Here is a 17,180-nt window from a genome sequence, read left to right on the forward strand (position 1 = left end):
ACTCACGCCCCGGCGTTGAAGGTAAACGGGTCAACCAAACCGTCACTTTCATACTACAAGACAAGCCTGCGGTAATCCGCCAGCACACTGCCCAGATAGGCATTGAAACGCCCGGCGGCGGCGCCATCGATCACGCGATGATCCCAACTCAGGCTCAATGGCAGAATCTTCCGCGTGACCACTTGCCCATCTTCCATCGCCAGTCTTTCCCTGCTTTTACCCACCCCCAATATGGCGACCTCGGGCGCATTGATAATCGGCGTGAAATAGGTCCCGCCAATCCCGCCCAACGATGAGATGGAAAAGCAGCCGCCACTCATGTCGCTAACGCTCAACTTACCTGCACGAGCCTTCTCGGCAAGCGCTGACATTTCCTGCGCAATCGCCAGCACGCCTTTCTGGTCGACATCCTTGATCACAGGGACGACCAACCCTTGCGGCGTATCGGCGGCAAACCCGATATGGAAGTAACGCTTAAACACCAGTTGATCGCCATTGAGGCTGGCATTGAACTCCGGAAACTTTTTCAGCGCCGCCGCACAGGCTTTCATCAACAAGGCCAACAACGTGATCTTTATTCCTCCTTGCGCTTTTTCCTGGTTCATCTGCACACGGAACTGTTCCAGCAATGTGATATCCGCATCGTCATGATTGGTAACGTGAGGAATCATCACCCAGTTTCGGTGCAAGTTAGCGCCGCTGATTTTCTTGATCCGGGACAGCGTCTTGCTTTCCACCGGCCCATATTTGGCGAAATCAACCGCCGGCCAAGGTAATAAACCACCCAACGGCTGAGAATTGGCCGCCGGCGCCTGGGCGGTCAGCACCCCTTTTACATGGGCCAGGACATCATCCTTAGTGATGCGATGACGCGCTCCCGTGCCCTGAATGGCCCTGAGCGAAACACCCAGCTCCCGAGAGAACTTGCGCACCGAGGGCGATGCCAGCGGCAAGTCCGTTAGTGAACCATTGGTTTCAGTTGGCGATGGGGGCGCAACGACCCGCTCGGGTTCGGCGCAGGTTGCAACGGCTTCGGCTACAGGTGCGACATCCGGTTGTGAAAGCACTGACAATGGCCGATCAATCTCGATAAAGGCGATCGACGATCCTTCGCTGACCTTGTCATCCAGCTTGACCGTCAACGATTGCAACACCCCCGTTTGCGGCGAAGGAATCTCCATGGACGCCTTGTCGGTCTCGACGATGATCAGGGCCTGTCCTTCGAGCACCGTATCGCCCGCGCTGACCAGGATTTCAATGACCCCGACATCCTTGGCATCGCCGATGTCGGGCATTCGAACTTCATGCACATTCTTCATGACCATTTCCTGAAAATTCGATTCTGTCTGAAGCCGGTTTCAAGCGTCCCAAGGGACTACTGCGTCAACGTCAATGGCGTAACGCGCAATCGCCTCGGCACAGACACTGGCGTCCAGGCGCCCCTCATGCACCAGTGAGGTCAGCGCACTCAAGACAATCTGGTGACGGTCCACTTCGAAGAACCTGCGCAACTGGTTGCGGGTATCACTACGGCCAAACCCATCGGTGCCGAGCACGGTGTAACGGGCATCGAGGTAACTGGCGATCAACTGAGGCAAGGCCCGCACGTAATCGGTACAGGCAATGATCGGCGCCGAGTCGTCGAGGCATTCTTGAACATGACTGCATTTCGCGGGTTGTCCGGGGTGCAGGCGATTCCAGCGCTCCACTTCCCGTGCATCCCGAGCCAGTTCGGTGAAGCTGGTGACGCTCCAGACTTCGCTGCCGATATTCCAATCGCGGGCCAACAACTCGGCCGCCGCGATCACTTCGAGCAGGATCGCGCCAGAGCCCAACAGGCGGACGCTGCCGCGCGCGTCTTTGCCTTCATGCCGGGCGAACCGATACATGCCCTTGATGATCGCCTGCTCGACACCGTCGGCAAGACTTGGCTGCGGGTAGTTCTCGTTCATCAACGTGACGTAGTAAAACTCGTCGACCTGACGCTCCAGCATCTGGCGCATGCCGTGATCCAGGATTACCGCAAACTCACTGGCGAACGCCGGGTCGTAAGCACGGCAGTTGGGCACCATCGACGCCATCAAATGGCTGTTGCCATCCTGGTGCTGCAAACCTTCGCCGCCCAGCGTGGTACGCCCCGCGGTGGCGCCGAGCAGGAACCCGCGAGCGCGCTGATCGGCCGCGGCCCAGATCAGGTCGCCGATGCGCTGGAAGCCGAACATCGAGTAGTAGATGTAGAACGGCAACATCGGCAGGCCATGCACCGAGTAGCTGGTCGCGGCAGCCACCCAGGAACTGATGGCGCCGGCCTCGCTGATGCCCTCTTCGAGAATCTGCCCGTCCAGGGCTTCTCGATAACTCAGGATCGAACCAATGTCTTCCGGCTCATAACGCTGCCCCACGCTGGAGTAGATGCCGATCTGCTTGAACAGGCTGGCCATGCCGAAAGTACGCGCTTCATCCGCCACGATCGGTACGATTCGCGGCCCCAGTTGCTTGTCCCGCAGCAAACCGCTGAGCATGCGCACAAAGGCCATGGTGGTGGACATTTCCTTGCCTTCGGAGGTGAGGGCAAACCCGGCGTAGCTGTTGACGTCAGGCACAGCCAACGACGCCGAAGTGGTGGGCCGCGACGGCATGTACCCGCCCAACGCCCGGCGACGTTCATGCAGGTAACGCATTTCGGCACTGTCGTCGCTGGGTTTGAAGAAGCTCAGCGAGGCGGCCTGTTCATCGGTCAACGGCAAATTGAAGCGGTTACGGAAGGCGATCAAGGCGTCCTTGTCGAGTTTCTTCTGCTGGTGCACGGTCATCTTGCCCTGCCCGGCGTCGCCCATGCCGAAACCCTTCTTGGTCTGGGCCAGGATCACCGTAGGCTTCTTGCCCTCGAGCATTGCGCTTTGGTACGCGGCAAAGATTTTCACCAGGTCATGACCACCCCGCTTGAGGCGATCGATCTGTTCATCGGTCAAGCCTTGGGCCAAATGCGCCAGGGCTTCGTCCTGGCCGAAGAAATGCTCGCGGTTGAAGCGCCCATCCTTGGCCGCGAACGTCTGGAACTGGCCGTCGACCGTGGCCGACAATGCACGGACCAGCGCGCCGTCTTTATCCCGGGCAAACAATCCGTCCCAGTCGGAACCCCAGACCAGTTTGATGACGTTCCAGCCGGCCCCGCCGAACAGCGCCTCCAGCTCATCGATGATGCGACCGTTGCCACGCACCGGACCGTCCAGGCGCTGCAGGTTGCAGTTGACCACCCACACCAGATTATCCAGCCCTTCACGCGCCGCCAGGGTCAGTGCCGACATGCTTTCCGGCTCATCCATTTCACCGTCGCCGAATACCCCCCACACAGTGCGCCCGCTGGTGTCCTGCAAACCACGGTGCTGCAGGTAACGCATGAACCGCGCCTGGTAGATCGAACTGATCGGACCGATGCCCATCGATCCGGTCGGGAACTGCCAGAAGTCCGGCATCAACCACGGGTGCGGGTAGCTCGACAAACCCCGGGCGCCATTGGCACGTGCGCCGATCTCTTGCCGATAATGCTGCAGGTCCTGTTCCTCGAGGCGTCCTTCCAGAAAGGCCCGTGCATAGACGCCCGGCGCCGAGTGCGGTTGATAGAACACCAGGTCTGCGCCACGGGTGTCGGTGCGCGCCTTGAAGAAGTGGTTGAAGCCCACCTCGAACAAATCCGCAGCGCTGGCATAACTGGCAATGTGGCCACCCAGTTCCCCATAGGCCTGGTTGGCCCTGGCGACCATGACCAGCGCGTTCCAACGCATGATCGAAGCCAGTCGCTCTTCCAGCGCCAGGTCGCCCGGAAACACCGGCTGCTGCTCGACGCTGATCGTATTGATATAGGGCGTGCCGTGGCTGGGCCGCCAACCGATCCTGGAAGTGCTGGCCACGGTCACCAGCATGTCGAGGATCTGTTTTGCCCGAACCGCGCCGCCGTGGGCGATGACGGACAGCAACGCCTCCTGCCACTCGGCCATTTCCTGTGCATCTTCATCTGTCTGGCCCGGCAATTGGGCCTGGCTATCGGACCGGCTCATGAGCAACTCCTGCAGGTGTCGGGTAACACTTCAAGGTGGTGCGAACGGTTCACTCGGGCGAGGCTTTTCACCTGTTCTACCGCGGCAATGACCGAACGTTCGGCCGCCCCGTCCGAAGCAATCGGGTAGATGCAGGGCGGACTGATGGAAAGGTCGTGTAATAACCGCTCATCCAGTTCACCGAGCACGACAAAACAGTAGTCACCCTTGGCCACTCGCACTTCAGCGAGCTGGCCAGGCACCGGGGCCGCCGTATCGACATGGATCAGTGCCACATTGTCAAAACAGCTGAAGCCCTGATGGATCAAATCAATATGGTCGCTATCAAGCCCACACGCGATGACCACGATACTTGTGCAATTTGAAGGCTCGCGCATCCACTTCAGGGCCTTGGTACGACAGTCGGCAGCTTGGCTCATAGGCGTTGCCTTTGTTGTTTGGAGCGGTTGATTCAACAGGCGAATTGGCGCGGACACCGGCTAAATGAGGCCGTACGCCTGCAGCACGCTTTTCGCCAGACTGCGGGTTGCCGAGAGCACTTGCTCTACCTGTTGATCCATCGCTGCGGTGGATGAGCCTATCGTTCCCAGCTCGACGATGCGTAACGGGTGACCGTGCACGGACCCCAGCCAGTTCAAGCCGAGAACCGTGCCGACTCCGACACCCAGTAAAAAACTGCCGTGGGCGACAGCGCGCAACAGTTGGCTGGCATAACACGCGTCCGCCCCAACAGATTGCTCAGGGCCAGACCCGCCCCGCAACCAGTCGACCATCAACGCCTCGGATTGCTGGACGGCCAGATAAGCCACCTGGTCCCAGTCATCTATCGCTACGTGCAGCTTGTCGATCATGTATTTGGGCAACGCAGCGCTGGTAACGATGACCACTCCGGCATCCGCCGAAGGTTCCTTGATCCAGACTGCGGATTGCGATATCGCATGCATGGCGGTATTCCCGGCAGCTTGGTAGGAGCAGCTTGCTCCGGGCGGCGATGAGGCCGCGACATCAACATTGATGCCGACCGACCCACCGCTTCATGAGCAAGCCTGCTGCTACAGGTTACTGGCGCTGATCAGCCATTGCGGAACAGGAAACTGTAGGCGTTCAACGCAGGTGCCCCGCCCAGATGTGCGTAAAGCACTTTCGAGCCTTCGGGGAATTCGCCACGGCGGACCATTTCGATCATCCCGTGCATGGATTTGCCTTCATACACAGGGTCGGTCAACACACCTTCAAGGCTGCCGCACAGACGAATGGCTTCCAGCGTACCTTCGTTGGGCAAACCATATTCGGGGTAGGCGAAGCGTGTATCGAGCACCACGTCGTCTTCGGTGATCTCGCGCCCCAGGTCCACCAACTCAGCGGTGTGCCGGGCGATGCGCAGGATCTGTGCCTTGGTTTGCTCTGGCTTGGCCGAGGCATCGATGCCGATAACGTTCTTCGAACGGCCGTCCGCGGCGAAACCGACGACCATGCCGGCCTGGGTACTGCCGGTCACGGAGCAGACCACGATGTAGTCGAACTTGAACCCCAGCTGTTTTTCCTGCTCCCGCACTTCCTCGGCAAAGCCGACGAACCCAAGGCCACCGTAGGGATGTTCGGAACAACCCGCCGGTATCGGGAACGGCTTGCCACCGCGCTCCAGCACATCGTTCATGGCCTTCTCCCAACTGGGCCGGATGCCGATGTCGAACCCCGCAGCGTCCAGTCGTACGTCCGCGCCCATGATGCGAGACATCTCGATATTGCCTACGCGGTCATACACCGCATCGGAGTAGTTCACCCAGTTTTCCTGGACCAGCACACACTTCATGCCCAGGTGCGCGGCGACGGCAGCGACCTGGCGGGTCTGGTTCGACTGGATCCCACCGATGGACACCAGGGTGTCGCAACCCTGCTCAAGAGCCTCGGGAACCAGGTATTCGAGCTTGCGCGTCTTGTTGCCGCCGAAGGCCAGGCCACTGTTGCAGTCTTCACGTTTGGCATACAACTCGACCTTGCCGCCCAGGTGTTCGCTGAGGCGTTTCAAGGGCGTGATAGGAGAAGGACCGAAGGTCAGCGGATAACGTTTGAAACGATTCAGGTTCATGACTCTGCTCCTTGTTTATGGATATCCAAGCGCCAGACCGAAAGGCAAAAAAAGGCTGCGTTCCAGGTTCTTTCAGAGGGGCTTCGATGAGTTCAATATTAAGAACAAAGCCAAAAATATGTGTTGCAAGTTTCAATCAATTAAAGAAACATAAATCACCATCCAGCATTTAAAACATATTTTTATTGTTCGTAGGCCAATATGAACGCAACAAACAACCACAAGAAACCCGGCACCCAAGGCGCAGAACCGCACCCGCTGGACCGGACCGACCGCGCCATTCTCAAGACCCTGCAGCGAGACGCCTCTATCTCCAACGTGGCGCTCGCCGAGAAGGTGAAGCTGAGCGCGCCGGCCTGCCTGCGACGCGTCGAACGCCTCAAGCAAGTGGGCCTGATCAAGGGCATTGTCGCGTTGCTGGACAATCAAGCGCTCGATGCAGGAATGGTGGTGTTGATCGGCGTGGTGCTGGACCGCTCGACGCCGGAATCCTTCGCAGCCTTCGAAGCCGCGGCGCAAAAGGTGTCCGGCTGCATGGAATGCCATGTGGTGACAGGGGAGTTCGACTACTTCATGTTGATACGAACCAAGGACAGCAACAGCTTCAACCGGCTCCACGCCGAGCAATTGCTTTACCTGCCCGGGGTTCGCCAGATTCGCTCGTTCATGGGGTTGCGTCAGGTCTTGTCGACCACCCAAATCCCCCTTTGAGGCCTGAAAGAAAGAGTCGGCCCTGCCCTCTCAAACACCAGCAGCAGGTTTCACGGCTATAACCATGATCTCGACCAGCACATCAGGCCGCGCCAGATTTGCCTGAACAGTGGCCCGTGCCGGAGCGCTACCGGGTGGTAGCCACGCGTCCCACACCGAATTCATCGGAGCGAAATCACGGTCAATGTCTTTGAGCCAGATCTGTGCGCTCAAAAGCTGCCCCTTGTCGCTGCCCGCCAACGCCAACAAGGCTTCGATCTTGGCCAGCACCTGCTGTGTCTGCTCTTCGATGCCAGACTGTAGATCAGTGGGCACTTGGCCGGAGAGGTAGAGCAGATCGCCGTGACTGACCACGCCGGACATCCGCGCGTTGCTCTGAAAACGTTGAATCGTTGCCATCGGGTTTAATCCATGAAATGAGAAAGTTAAGGGGCTGTGCCGCCGATCAACCGTATTACGCCACCACCCTGTCCGACAGGTCCCAACCTACAGGCCGCTGTAGGTGCCAATCACTGACTTGCTGATAGGCGTGGGCGATCCGCAGGACCAATGGTTCGGCGAAAGCGCGACCGACGATCTGCATCGAGACCGGCATGTGTTGCTCGTCGAAGCCCACCGGCAGCGCCACTGAACAGAGATTGAGCAGGTTGGCGAAACGGCCGAGCAGGGCCAGCGGCGTCCCGTACTCATCGACCTGACTCAACGGCACACTGCCAATGGCGTTGGTCGGAAACGCACAGGCATCGACATTGGACATGGCCTCGTCCATGGCTCGACGGGCAACGCGTCGCTGGTTGTGCAAATTGATATAAGCCGCCGCGCCGACGGAGCGTCCGCTCAGCACCCGACGCTGCACATGAGGATCGAAGCGCAGATCATCGCGCTCGAACAAACTGCCAAGGCTGGCGTAGCCTTCGGCGCTCATAAGGCCACCGGCGACGCGCATGCATTGTTCCAGCGAAGTCGGTAGTGGCTGTTCGACCAGGTGCATGCCCAGTGCGGCCAATTGCTCCAGCCCCCGGTCATAGGCTGCCAATACGCCAGGCGCGATGTGTACGCGCTCGGCCTGTGGCAGCACCCAGATGCGCAGACCGGCCACCGGAAGATTCAAGCCTGCTGCGGCGCTGAAAACTGGCGATTTGGCCGAGACCGGGTCCAGCGGGTCCGGCCCCAGCAGCGCGTCAAGCATCCACGCAGCGTCTTCGACGGTGTGCGTAATCGGCCCCACCGAATCCAGCGATGGGCACAACTCAATCAAACCGTGACGGCTGACCAACCCACGCGTGGTTTTCAACCCAACCAGACCACACATGCCCGCAGGAATCCGCACCGAGCCGCCGGTGTCGGTGCCCAATGCCGCGCTTGCCAACCCGCCGGCCACGGCCACCGCTGAACCACTGCTGGAACCCCCTGGAGCACGATGCACGTCGCGATCCCATGGGTTCCACGGCGTGCCCATCACCGCATTGGTGCCCCATCCGCCGAAAGCGAATTCGACGGTGTGGGTCTTGCCCATAATGATCGCACCGGCGCGCTCCAGGCGCTGGACCGCCGTGGCGGTGAGCCGCGAGATACGCGGCGTCTGCGCCAGCGAACCACCGGTTATGGCCTTGCCGTCGATCTCGAACAAATCCTTGATCGCAACCGGAATGCCATGCAACGGGCCCAGGTCGATACCTGCGGCCCGCTGCCGATCGGCTGCGATGGCGGCACCGAGCGCGCGCTGAGGATAGGCCTCGACATAAGCATTGAGTTGCCCGTTGAAGCGCTCGATCCGCTCCAGTTGCGCGCAAACCAGGGACTCGCTAGTCAGCGTTCCGGAATCCAGTGCTTGCCGCAACTGGCCAATGCTGTGGGAAGCGGTTCGATCCATGATGCTCATGTGTTCAACCTCGAATGGTTTTGCGTCCGCGAGAAAATCGTACTTCCAGCGCTCGCGACAACAGAGAAAGAGGGAAAGCGATGACGAAATAGAACAGCCCCACCAGCAGGAAAATATGCATGGGCAAAAAGGACTCGGAGGCGATGGCCCTGGCCGCCAGCATCAACTCATCGGTGGCGATCAGGGCACACAGGGAGCTGTCCTTCAGGATCGACACGTAGGCATTGAGCAACGGCGGCAGCATGCCGCGAATGGCTTGCGGAAAGATCACTGCGGTGAAGGCTTGCAATGGCGTCAGGCCGGTGGCGATGGCCGCCTCACGTTGGCCTCGATGCAAGGAATCCAGTCCTCCGCGCAGGATCTCCGCGACGTAGGCGCTGCCCTGCAACCCCAAACCGATGGCGCCGGCCCAGTAACCGGACAACGTCAGCCCGAGGCTGGGCAAGGTGAAGTACAGCGCCAGCAGCAACGCCAGAAGCGGCACCGCACGCATCCCCTGGATGAAAAACACGGCCAGACGCTTGAGCAATGCGCTGGGACTCCTCATCGCCCAGGCCAGTAACGCGCCCAACAGCGCCGCCAGGGCGAAGCCTGTCAGGGACAACTCGGCGCTGACCCGTGCGCCGAGCAGCAGGCGAGCGACCCAGTCGCTCCAGTACTCCGGGTATTGCTGGAAAAAACCGATCATCGCGCCGCCCCCAGATGACGTTCAAGTCGGATGAATCCCGCGCCGATTGGCAGGATCATCGCTGCATAGATGCACATCACCGCCAGATAAATCAGCGAGGTCTGGAACGTGGAGGTCACCAGATTGCGGGCCAGGAACATGATTTCCGGCACGGCAATGGCCGAGGCGATGGACGTATCCTTGATCAGTTGGGTGACATAGTTGGCATACGCCGGCAACGCAACGCGCAGGGCCTGGGGCAAGAGGATGTAGCGCAGAATCTGCATACGGCTCAGGCCGATGGCCTGCCCGGCTTCATGCTGACCGACGTGCAACGATTGCAAGCCGGCGCGGAAAGTATCGGCCAGCACTGCGCTGCCCACCAGACTCAAGCCGACGATGGCCGCCAGCCACGCGGGCAAATTGATGCCCAGGTAGGACAGCCCAAAGTAGATCAGAAACAGGTGCGCCAGCGCGGGCACATTGCGCATCCACTCGATGAAACAGGCAATGGCGCCGTGCACCAGTCGCGATCGGCTGAACGTCAGTAAAACCGCCAGCACCAGGCCACCGGCGCTGGCCAGCACCAAGGTGCAGAGGGCAATTTCCAGCGCACTCATTGCGCCGTTCAACAGCAAGGGCAACAGCCCGAGGAAAGCTTCCAGATTCGCCATCAAGCGCTCTCCACAGCCATACGCCCAAGAAAGCTGCGGGTACGTTCGTGACGAGGGCTGTCGATGACTTGCGCCGACGGCCCCTGTTCGACAATGCGCCCACCGTCCATGAAGATCACCCGATCCGCCACATCGCGGGCAAACCGCACTTCGTGGGTGACCATGATCATGCTGCGGCCCTCTTCCGCTAGCTCGCGAATCACTGCCAGCACTTCGCCCACCAACTCGGGATCCAACGCCGAGGTCGGTTCGTCGAACAGAATCACTTTCGGTTGCTGAGCCAAGGCCCGGGCGATGGCGACCCGCTGTTGCTGCCCACCCGACAATTGCTCGGGATAAGATTCGGCCTTGTGCCGCAGATGGACCTTTTCCAACATCGCGTCGGCCAACTCATACGCCTGCTTGCGCGGCATACCCTGGGCCTTGATGGGACCGAGGGCGACGTTATCGCGCACGTTCAAGTGCGGCCAGAGGTAGAACAACTGGAACACCATGGCGATCTCGCGGCGCTGCGGGGCCATCTCCCGGTCACTCATCAGACGCGAACGCTGACCGTCCTTGACCTGCCCGATCAGCTCGTCCCCCAGCCAGATCTCGCCACGAGTAGGTTTTTCCAGGTAATTGATGCAACGCAGACAGGTGGACTTTCCAGATCCGCTCGGGCCAATAAGCGACAGGGTCTCACCGGGCTTCAACTCCAGGCTGATGCCCTTGAGCACTTCCAGGTCGCCATAGTTCTTGTGTAGTTCGTGCACGCGCAGCAACGCGGCGTCAGACGGGTTCGACATTTCGGCTAACCTCTTTTTGTTGTAGGCGTGGCGATGAATCGGTACCTCCGCAGGAGTCCGCCCCATCGCCTCACACACTTATTTGCAGCCAGGTAACGTCCAGCCTGCCGGGCGATCGACGCCGAGCCGCAAGTCCTTGCCTTCGGGCATGAACCAGACGTCCTGGGTCAGGCCGTAGCGAGCGCCGATCTTGCGCATCTCACAGTTTTTCCAGAGCGTCTGAATCTGCGCATTGACCGCCGTCACCAGTTCCGGACTGGCCTTGTTGAAGCCGAATACCACCTGACCCAAGCCCGTCAACAGTGGGAAATTCGGATCGTTGTCGACAAAGGCGTTGAAATGCAGATGCCATTGCTCATTGCGGGAAATGGCGTATTGCATGACCGGTGGATCGCCGATCACCGCATCGATACGTCCGGCGAGCAGATCGCGAACGGCCGCGTCGGACGTGTCGTACAGGGCGACTTGCAGGCCCTCGATCTTGCGCATCTCAGGGATGAACGAAAAGCCGGTGATGGTCCCGACCTTCTTGCCTTGCAAATCCTTGAGGCTGTTCCAGTTGGTCTTGTCTGTCTGGGTGATGCCGTTCTTGAAGTAGTGGATAGGATCGCTCAAGGCCATGATTTTCGAGCGTTGCTCGGTCCAGCCCATGGTGCCTGCCATGACATCCACCCGCTTGGACTGCACCGACGCAATCGTCCCCGACCACTCCATCAATGCCGGCTTGACCTTGAGCCCCAGCTTTTCGGAAATTTGTTGAAGGATTTCACCGTCATAGCCGACCATCCGGCTATCTTGATACCCTGTCCCCGGCATATCACCACTGAAGGCGATGGTCAGGCTTCCCGGCTCTACTGTCTCCAATGCGAACACCGGTGCCGCAGCCAGAACGCACACCAGAAAACCGGTACAAATACTGGAAAAATGCTGAACCTTGGACGTCTTCATCGGATGCTCCTCGATAGTTTTTATTGTGGCAGCAGAACGTTTCGCATGGCCCCATCGTAGTGGGACCGGCGCTATAACTGGTTGGATGCTTTGCACGAATGATTGAACATTTGCGACATTCTGGCGGTGCAGAGAACGGGACACCCCAGGAAAGCCTCGTGGACGGGCTCGATCATGGGCAGGCGCGTCACCCGCCCATCCGCCGCGGCACCGCCGAGCTGTCTATTGGCATCATGTTATGGCCCCGCTTCCCCTTGCTCTCACTCTCAGGCCTGACCGATGCCTTGCGGCACGCCGCCGATACCGGTGATCAAAGCCGCCCCATCCGCTGCCAATGGAAAGTACTTGGCACGCCCGGGCAAAGAGTCATTTCCAGTAGCGGACTGGACGTGCCGATCGACAGTGAACTCGCTGACCCGACGCGTTTCGACTACATCGTGGTGATTGGTGGACTGCTCGACTCCATCGAGGCGGTGCCGAAAACCTATCCCGCGTTCCTTCACCAGGCCGCGGCGGCACAGGTGCCGTTGATCGGCCTGTGCACCGGCAGCTTCGTGCTCGCGCGACATGGCCTGATGGAGGGGCGAACGGCGTGTGTCCACGCCTACCATGGCGACGACTGGAAGCGGCTGTTTCCGTCGTTGCGCTTTGTCATCAACAGGGACTTTCTGATCGACCAGGACCGGATCACCTGCGCGGGCGGCGTGTCAGTGATCGAATTGGCCCTTCACCTGATCGGCCTGCATTGCGGACCGGATCGTGCGGGCAAAGTCGTGCATCAGATGACGGTGGCGAAGAACACGTCCAACAGTTTCGTCGACCGACGCAAGGCGCTCGGCTACGCCAGCTCCTCCAACCGTCGGCTGCACGAAGCCGTGATGTTGATGGAAAAACACATGGCCCAACCCCTGGATATTGAGGCCATTGCGCATCTGGTCGGCACCAGCAAGCGGCAATTGGAACGCCTGTTCGTCGCTGAAACCAACAACAGCCCGGCCCAGTTCTACCGCCAGGTCCGACTCAGGTTCGGCAGATGGTTGCTCGTGAGTTCCGATCGCCAGATCGGCGAGATCGCCTTTGAATGTGGCTTCGCGGATGCGCCGCATTTTATTCGACACTTTCAGAGCATGTTTGGCCTGTCACCGGGGAAGCTACGCAAAGCCTTGATGCAACAAGAGGGGAAATAATGCTGTAAGTGACCATAGACTCTATGTATAACGCCATTACTGGAGAAACCGTAGGGCCACCTTATAGAGTGTCCCTGGTACACGGCGCTGTAGAGATCGTAGATTATCACTGAGGTGAGCCATGTTTAAGAACGACATGAGGCCCGTCCACCCTGGAGAAATTCTCAAGGAAGAGTATCTGGAACCGCTTGGCCTTACGGCCGCTGCGCTCGCGAGGGCTTTGCACGTGTCTGCCCCCACCGTAAATGACATCGTATTGATGCGCCGTAGCGTCAGTGCGGATGTGGCCTTGCGCCTGGCAGCAGCACTGGACACGTCAGCGCAGTTTTGGCTGAACTTGCAGACTGCGTATGATTTACGTACAGCAGAGATTGCGAAAGGGGAACAGATCCATAAGGAAGTGGAAAGAATTCTTCACTGCGCCTAGCGTTCCAAAAAGGGCACTTAGCGATTATCGCAAGTGCCTTTTTTTGTGCCTGAAGGATCGGGTTTACCGTCCCTGCCAGCCATCGACGCAATAAATCGCCCGACCGCTAGTGCGACGAAACATACATCGACGGTGCAACGGGCGCCGGCAACGCATAGGTCGCCTTCATCCACTCAATCTCGGCCTGAGGCGTGCGGCCAAAGAAGCGTTTGAATTCGCGACTGAATTGCGAGGCGCTTTCGTAACCCACGCTGAACGCCGCCGCCGAAGCACTCATGGCGTTGCGCAGCATCAGCAGGCGTGCCTGGTGCAGGCGCGTCGACTTCAAGTACTGCATGGGCGAAGAGTCGGTCACGCCGCGAAAGTGCCGGTGAAAGTTGGGCACGCTCATGCCGGCTTCGTGAGCCAGCGACTCGACGTCCAGGCGCTGCTGGTAACAGCTGTGGATTTTGCGGATCACGCGAGTGATCTTGCCGAAGTGCCCCTGGCGATTGAGTGCGGCACGCAGTGAGCCGCCCTGCTCGCCGGTGAGGATGCGGTAGTAGATTTCTCGTACCAGCGATGGCCCGAGTATTTGCGCTTCGCCCGGGCGACTCATGGCTTCAAGAAAACGCAGGGTCGAGGCGCGCAGCAAATCGTCCATGGGTGAGGCATACATGCCCTTGGGCAGGGCATCGCTTGGGCCCAGCACCTCATCGACTTGCAGTATCAACTCGCTGGCCAATTGAAAGTCGAGCCGCATGTAGATCGCCAGCATCGGCTCGGCAGCGCTGGCGTCGGTCTCCATGGTGAAGGGCACGGGAACGGACACCACCAGATAGTGCTGAGCGTCATACACATAGACGTCATCCCCCAGATAACCGCGCTTGCGCCCCTGGCAGAGGATGACGATGCCCGGGTCGTACAAGACCGGCGTGCGCGTCAGTGGCCGGTTGGAACGCAGAAAGCGGACGTCGTCCAGCGCGCTGAGGTTGTAGCCCTCCACCGGCGCGAGCTGCTCCATCAACTGCACCATGGTCGATGTGTTTGAGGCCTGAGTCATTGATGCCCCTTTTGCTGGCCGTTCAACCGTCAGTCGAACGGCTCAGCGCTTCCCATTGATCGATTTCACTGGCGGCACGACTGAGTTTGTCGCGTACCAAGTTCAGTGCATCACTGCCCAGCAGCAAGTGTGCAGGTGGCGTCGGGCTGGCGATGATCTGCAACATTGCTTGCGCCGCTTTCCGCGGGTCGCCCAGTTGCTTGCCGCTTTTCTCTTCCCGCGCTTTACGCACCGGGTCGAAACTGGCGTCGTAGTCGGCAATGCTGCGCGGCGTGCGCTGCATTGAACGCCCCGCCCAGTCAGTACGAAACGAGCCAGGCGCCACGGCGGTGACGAAGATGTTGAACGGTCGCAGTTCCTGGCTCAGCGTATCGGAGATCCCTTCGAGCGCAAACTTGCTCGCGCAGTAGTAGGAGATACCTGGCATGGTGATGGTGCCGCCCATGGAGGTGATATTGAGGATATGACCGGCACGGCGTTTGCGAAAGTACGGCACGAAGGCCTTGGTCACCGCCACCGCGCCAAATACGTTGACGTCGAACTGACGACGCATCTCCTCCAGCGGCGACTCTTCGAAGATGCCTTCATGACCGTAGCCGGCATTGTTGACCAGGACATCGACCGGACCGTGAGTGGCTTCTGTCGCCGCCACGACGCTGTCGATCCGGTCGAACTCGGTGACATCCAGGATCACGCCACGGGCCCGCTCCGTGGCGAGCGCTTCGAAGGCCTGTAACGCCGCCTCACTGCGCACGGTACCGATGACACGGTGGCCCGCTGCGAGTGCTTCTTGCGCCAGGGCGTTGCCCAAGCCACTGCTCACGCCCGTGATGAATAAGGTTTTTCTGCTGTGCATGGCGAGGTTCCCATCTGTAGGTACAAGGCCATGGTAGCTATCGAAAACGGGCTCACCTATGCCGGTTCGCCTTGGAACATTGCCTATTCCTATCAGCGCATCAGATACCGGGCCCCGTTACTTGAGCTGGCAACCTGGCCAAACGATCCCAACCGCCTGCATCGATTCCGGCACAGTTAGGCAACCACAATGTGCGCAACGGCAATCGCTCCAGCACCGTCACCACGGCCGAGGTGATTTGTGATTCCCCTGGGTCAGCGCCGAGCGTCAGGTCTTGCAACGGCATACGCGCGAGGTGGGCCACGCCGGCGTCGGTGAGCCATGGGCTGTCATACAGGCCCAGGCGCTGCAACGGCAGATCCCGCAGGCAGGCAAGGTCGCTATCGCGCAGGTCCAGACCACTTATTTCAAGTTGTTCCAACGGCAATCCCAACTCGGCGAGCTTGCGCAAAACCTTGCCGTCGACGCCTCGGCAAAAACTCAGATTGAGCCGCTTCAGCGGTAGCCCGGCCAGTTGTTTCAGTTCCTTCCAGGTGATGTCGTTCAAGGACAGGTCCAGGGACTCCAACTCCAGACCGCGAAGGTCGCTCAACGTATCTGCGCAGACACCTTGCACATCGGAAAGTCCCAGCCGCTTCAGTGGAAACCCGTGCAGCACGTCGAGCCGCTCGATCACCTGTCGTAGGCACTTGAGGTCCAGGTCCGCAAGCGGCATGCCTTCCAGTATTTCCAGATCGTCTTCGCAGATGAACGCAGATTGGAGCGAAAGCCTTTCAAGAGGCAGCTCCCGAATCGCCTGCAACACGCTCTCGCTTGCGTAACAATCATCCAGACTCAACGAGCGCAACCCCGTCAGGTCGCGAAGCCAGGACGGATCGTCGAGGATTGCGCCGCTGCCACTGAGGGACAATTGTTCGAGGGGGTGACTTGCCAGGTGCGCCATGCCACGGGACGTCAATTCACCCACCCGTTGCAACGTCAGGGATCGCAACTCGAGGCGTGACAGTGCGCGAAGGCCGTCGTCGGTCATCTCATCGCAACGGTTCAACGACAATTCCTGCAACGGGCTATCGCTCAGTTGACGGAGAAAACCGTCGTCGAAGTCCTCACCGTAGGTTTGCAACTTCAGCCGGCGCAAGCGTGTGGGCGACGGGAGGCAGTTGGCGTTGTCGTCGCGGGAAAAGTTGCTGACCTCCAAGGTTTCGAGGGCATTGGCGGGCAAACGCTGCCACATCTGCGGGCCGCAGATAAACCTCGGGCTGTTGAGCACCAACGTGCGCAAGGGCAGCCCGGCCAGGGCGTCACACCACTGCGGCTCGGCGTTGTTCAACTCCAGATGGTCTACCGGCAGGCCACGCAGTTGCGACAACAAAGGGCCAGGGCGATTTGTATGGGCCGTGGTGTTCAGGTGAGCCATCACCACGTTAGCCGCCGGATCGCCCAGGCCCGCCGCGACACGTAGACCTTCCAGTGACGCCTCCCCGCTGTCGAGCAGGTCGCGATAGAGCGATGCGCGTGCGGTGATGTCATCGGGATTGGTGGTGAGTTGGGTGATTAGAGCGCTGCGGTTGGGGGTCTGCACGGCCTAGGAATCTGCGAAAAGAGAATATGACCGCTAGGGAAGCATAAAAAAGGGGCTTGCTGAAGAGCCTGCCAGGGTTGGGTCGTGCCAAGTCGTCTTCATCTTTCGTGGCGAGGGCGCTTCTCCAGTCATGACGATGTGCCGAATGGGCGGCTGGTTCGAACCCGTTGATATCGGCTCATCAAATGTAGGAACACAGCCGCTGAAAAGCCAACGGTCCTACATGAGTGTCACCAGGGGTTGACGCAGCGACAGCAACGCTCATCGCC

General features: G+C 59.7%; 17 protein-coding genes. 3 read left to right on the plus strand and 14 right to left on the minus strand.

Annotated elements, in window-relative coordinates:
• Window positions 1-53: 53 nt before the first annotated feature.
• The 5 genes from AC30D9_RS13260 to AC30D9_RS13280 form a co-directional block, all read right to left on the minus strand.
• Entirely contained in the window at window positions 54-1,319 is a 1,266-nt protein-coding gene (locus AC30D9_RS13260) for a dihydrolipoyllysine-residue acetyltransferase (RefSeq protein WP_307575748.1), read from the minus strand.
• A gap of 39 nt (window positions 1,320-1,358) precedes the next feature.
• Complete coding sequence (gene mdeB, locus AC30D9_RS13265) at window positions 1,359-4,058, minus strand: alpha-ketoglutarate dehydrogenase (RefSeq protein ID WP_490144161.1); 2,700 nt, start codon at window positions 4,056-4,058, stop codon at window positions 1,359-1,361.
• Window positions 4,055-4,477, minus strand: a complete 423-nt coding sequence (locus tag AC30D9_RS13270; RefSeq protein WP_134922765.1) for a hypothetical protein — start codon at window positions 4,475-4,477, stop codon at window positions 4,055-4,057. Before AC30D9_RS13270 ends, mdeB begins: the two co-directional genes overlap by 4 nt.
• A gap of 60 nt (window positions 4,478-4,537) precedes the next feature.
• Window positions 4,538-5,002, minus strand: a complete 465-nt coding sequence (locus AC30D9_RS13275) for a transketolase (RefSeq protein ID WP_134922764.1) — start codon at window positions 5,000-5,002, stop codon at window positions 4,538-4,540.
• 128 nt (window positions 5,003-5,130) lie between these two features.
• The gene (locus tag AC30D9_RS13280; protein WP_490144162.1) at window positions 5,131-6,147 is read right to left on the minus strand and encodes a 1-aminocyclopropane-1-carboxylate deaminase; all 1,017 of its coding nucleotides are present in this window, start codon (window positions 6,145-6,147) and stop codon (window positions 5,131-5,133) included.
• Between the two features lie 201 nt (window positions 6,148-6,348).
• Between AC30D9_RS13280 and AC30D9_RS13285 the strand changes: the two genes are divergently transcribed.
• Window positions 6,349-6,858, plus strand: coding sequence for an Lrp/AsnC family transcriptional regulator (locus AC30D9_RS13285; RefSeq protein ID WP_134922763.1), 510 nt, complete (start codon window positions 6,349-6,351; stop codon window positions 6,856-6,858).
• Window positions 6,859-6,888: 30 nt separating this feature from the next.
• Here the strand turns inward: AC30D9_RS13285 and AC30D9_RS13290 are convergent, their stop codons facing one another.
• The 6 genes from AC30D9_RS13290 to AC30D9_RS13315 all read right to left on the minus strand — a co-directional run bounded on the left by AC30D9_RS13290 (window position 6,889) and on the right by AC30D9_RS13315 (window position 11,817).
• On the minus strand, window positions 6,889-7,257 hold the full coding sequence (locus tag AC30D9_RS13290; RefSeq protein WP_490144163.1) for a RidA family protein: 369 nt from the start codon (window positions 7,255-7,257) through the stop codon (window positions 6,889-6,891).
• A gap of 55 nt (window positions 7,258-7,312) precedes the next feature.
• On the minus strand, window positions 7,313-8,740 hold the full coding sequence (locus AC30D9_RS13295; RefSeq protein WP_490144164.1) for an amidase: 1,428 nt from the start codon (window positions 8,738-8,740) through the stop codon (window positions 7,313-7,315).
• A 4-nt stretch (window positions 8,741-8,744) separates the two neighbouring features.
• The gene (locus AC30D9_RS13300; protein ID WP_490144165.1) at window positions 8,745-9,428 is read right to left on the minus strand and encodes an amino acid ABC transporter permease; all 684 of its coding nucleotides are present in this window, start codon (window positions 9,426-9,428) and stop codon (window positions 8,745-8,747) included.
• Window positions 9,425-10,081, minus strand: a complete 657-nt coding sequence (locus AC30D9_RS13305; protein WP_490144166.1) for an amino acid ABC transporter permease — start codon at window positions 10,079-10,081, stop codon at window positions 9,425-9,427. Before AC30D9_RS13305 ends, AC30D9_RS13300 begins: the two co-directional genes overlap by 4 nt.
• Window positions 10,081-10,869, minus strand: coding sequence for an amino acid ABC transporter ATP-binding protein (locus tag AC30D9_RS13310; protein WP_490144167.1), 789 nt, complete (start codon window positions 10,867-10,869; stop codon window positions 10,081-10,083). Before AC30D9_RS13310 ends, AC30D9_RS13305 begins: the two co-directional genes overlap by 1 nt.
• A gap of 78 nt (window positions 10,870-10,947) precedes the next feature.
• On the minus strand, window positions 10,948-11,817 hold the full coding sequence (locus AC30D9_RS13315) for a substrate-binding periplasmic protein (RefSeq protein WP_307575769.1): 870 nt from the start codon (window positions 11,815-11,817) through the stop codon (window positions 10,948-10,950).
• Window positions 11,818-11,975: 158 nt separating this feature from the next.
• Between AC30D9_RS13315 and AC30D9_RS13320 the strand changes: the two genes are divergently transcribed.
• The gene (locus AC30D9_RS13320) at window positions 11,976-13,004 is read left to right on the plus strand and encodes a GlxA family transcriptional regulator (protein WP_490144168.1); all 1,029 of its coding nucleotides are present in this window, start codon (window positions 11,976-11,978) and stop codon (window positions 13,002-13,004) included.
• A 121-nt stretch (window positions 13,005-13,125) separates the two neighbouring features.
• Complete coding sequence (locus AC30D9_RS13325; RefSeq protein WP_490144169.1) at window positions 13,126-13,431, plus strand: HigA family addiction module antitoxin; 306 nt, start codon at window positions 13,126-13,128, stop codon at window positions 13,429-13,431.
• 106 nt (window positions 13,432-13,537) lie between these two features.
• On the opposite strand, the gene AC30D9_RS13330 is transcribed toward AC30D9_RS13325, so the two are convergent.
• The 3 genes from AC30D9_RS13330 to AC30D9_RS13340 all read right to left on the minus strand — a co-directional run bounded on the left by AC30D9_RS13330 (window position 13,538) and on the right by AC30D9_RS13340 (window position 16,911).
• Window positions 13,538-14,473, minus strand: a complete 936-nt coding sequence (locus AC30D9_RS13330; protein WP_490144170.1) for an AraC family transcriptional regulator — start codon at window positions 14,471-14,473, stop codon at window positions 13,538-13,540.
• 22 nt (window positions 14,474-14,495) lie between these two features.
• The gene (locus AC30D9_RS13335) at window positions 14,496-15,329 is read right to left on the minus strand and encodes an oxidoreductase (protein ID WP_490144171.1); all 834 of its coding nucleotides are present in this window, start codon (window positions 15,327-15,329) and stop codon (window positions 14,496-14,498) included.
• Window positions 15,330-15,429: 100 nt separating this feature from the next.
• Window positions 15,430-16,911, minus strand: a complete 1,482-nt coding sequence (locus tag AC30D9_RS13340) for a leucine-rich repeat domain-containing protein (protein ID WP_490144172.1) — start codon at window positions 16,909-16,911, stop codon at window positions 15,430-15,432.
• Window positions 16,912-17,180: the final 269 nt, after the last annotated feature.

Source organism: Pseudomonas sp. DF11 (assembly GCF_058148565.1).

Excerpts from the sequence above, each read along its gene's own strand:
- AC30D9_RS13260 (WP_307575748.1), bottom strand. The coding sequence starts at position 1,319 with ATGAAGAATGTGCATGAAGTTCGAATGCCCGACATCGGCGATGCCAAG.
- mdeB (WP_490144161.1), bottom strand. The coding sequence starts at position 4,058 with ATGAGCCGGTCCGATAGCCAGGCCCAATTGCCGGGCCAGACAGATGAA.
- AC30D9_RS13270 (WP_134922765.1), bottom strand. The coding sequence starts at position 4,477 with ATGAGCCAAGCTGCCGACTGTCGTACCAAGGCCCTGAAGTGGATGCGC.
- AC30D9_RS13275 (WP_134922764.1), bottom strand. The coding sequence starts at position 5,002 with ATGCATGCGATATCGCAATCCGCAGTCTGGATCAAGGAACCTTCGGCG.
- AC30D9_RS13280 (WP_490144162.1), bottom strand. The coding sequence starts at position 6,147 with ATGAACCTGAATCGTTTCAAACGTTATCCGCTGACCTTCGGTCCTTCT.
- AC30D9_RS13285 (WP_134922763.1), top strand. The coding sequence starts at position 6,349 with ATGAACGCAACAAACAACCACAAGAAACCCGGCACCCAAGGCGCAGAA.
- AC30D9_RS13290 (WP_490144163.1), bottom strand. The coding sequence starts at position 7,257 with ATGGCAACGATTCAACGTTTTCAGAGCAACGCGCGGATGTCCGGCGTG.
- AC30D9_RS13295 (WP_490144164.1), bottom strand. The coding sequence starts at position 8,740 with ATGAGCATCATGGATCGAACCGCTTCCCACAGCATTGGCCAGTTGCGG.
- AC30D9_RS13300 (WP_490144165.1), bottom strand. The coding sequence starts at position 9,428 with ATGATCGGTTTTTTCCAGCAATACCCGGAGTACTGGAGCGACTGGGTC.
- AC30D9_RS13305 (WP_490144166.1), bottom strand. The coding sequence starts at position 10,081 with ATGGCGAATCTGGAAGCTTTCCTCGGGCTGTTGCCCTTGCTGTTGAAC.
- AC30D9_RS13310 (WP_490144167.1), bottom strand. The coding sequence starts at position 10,869 with ATGTCGAACCCGTCTGACGCCGCGTTGCTGCGCGTGCACGAACTACAC.
- AC30D9_RS13315 (WP_307575769.1), bottom strand. The coding sequence starts at position 11,817 with ATGAAGACGTCCAAGGTTCAGCATTTTTCCAGTATTTGTACCGGTTTT.
- AC30D9_RS13325 (WP_490144169.1), top strand. The coding sequence starts at position 13,126 with ATGTTTAAGAACGACATGAGGCCCGTCCACCCTGGAGAAATTCTCAAG.
- AC30D9_RS13330 (WP_490144170.1), bottom strand. The coding sequence starts at position 14,473 with ATGACTCAGGCCTCAAACACATCGACCATGGTGCAGTTGATGGAGCAG.
- AC30D9_RS13335 (WP_490144171.1), bottom strand. The coding sequence starts at position 15,329 with ATGCACAGCAGAAAAACCTTATTCATCACGGGCGTGAGCAGTGGCTTG.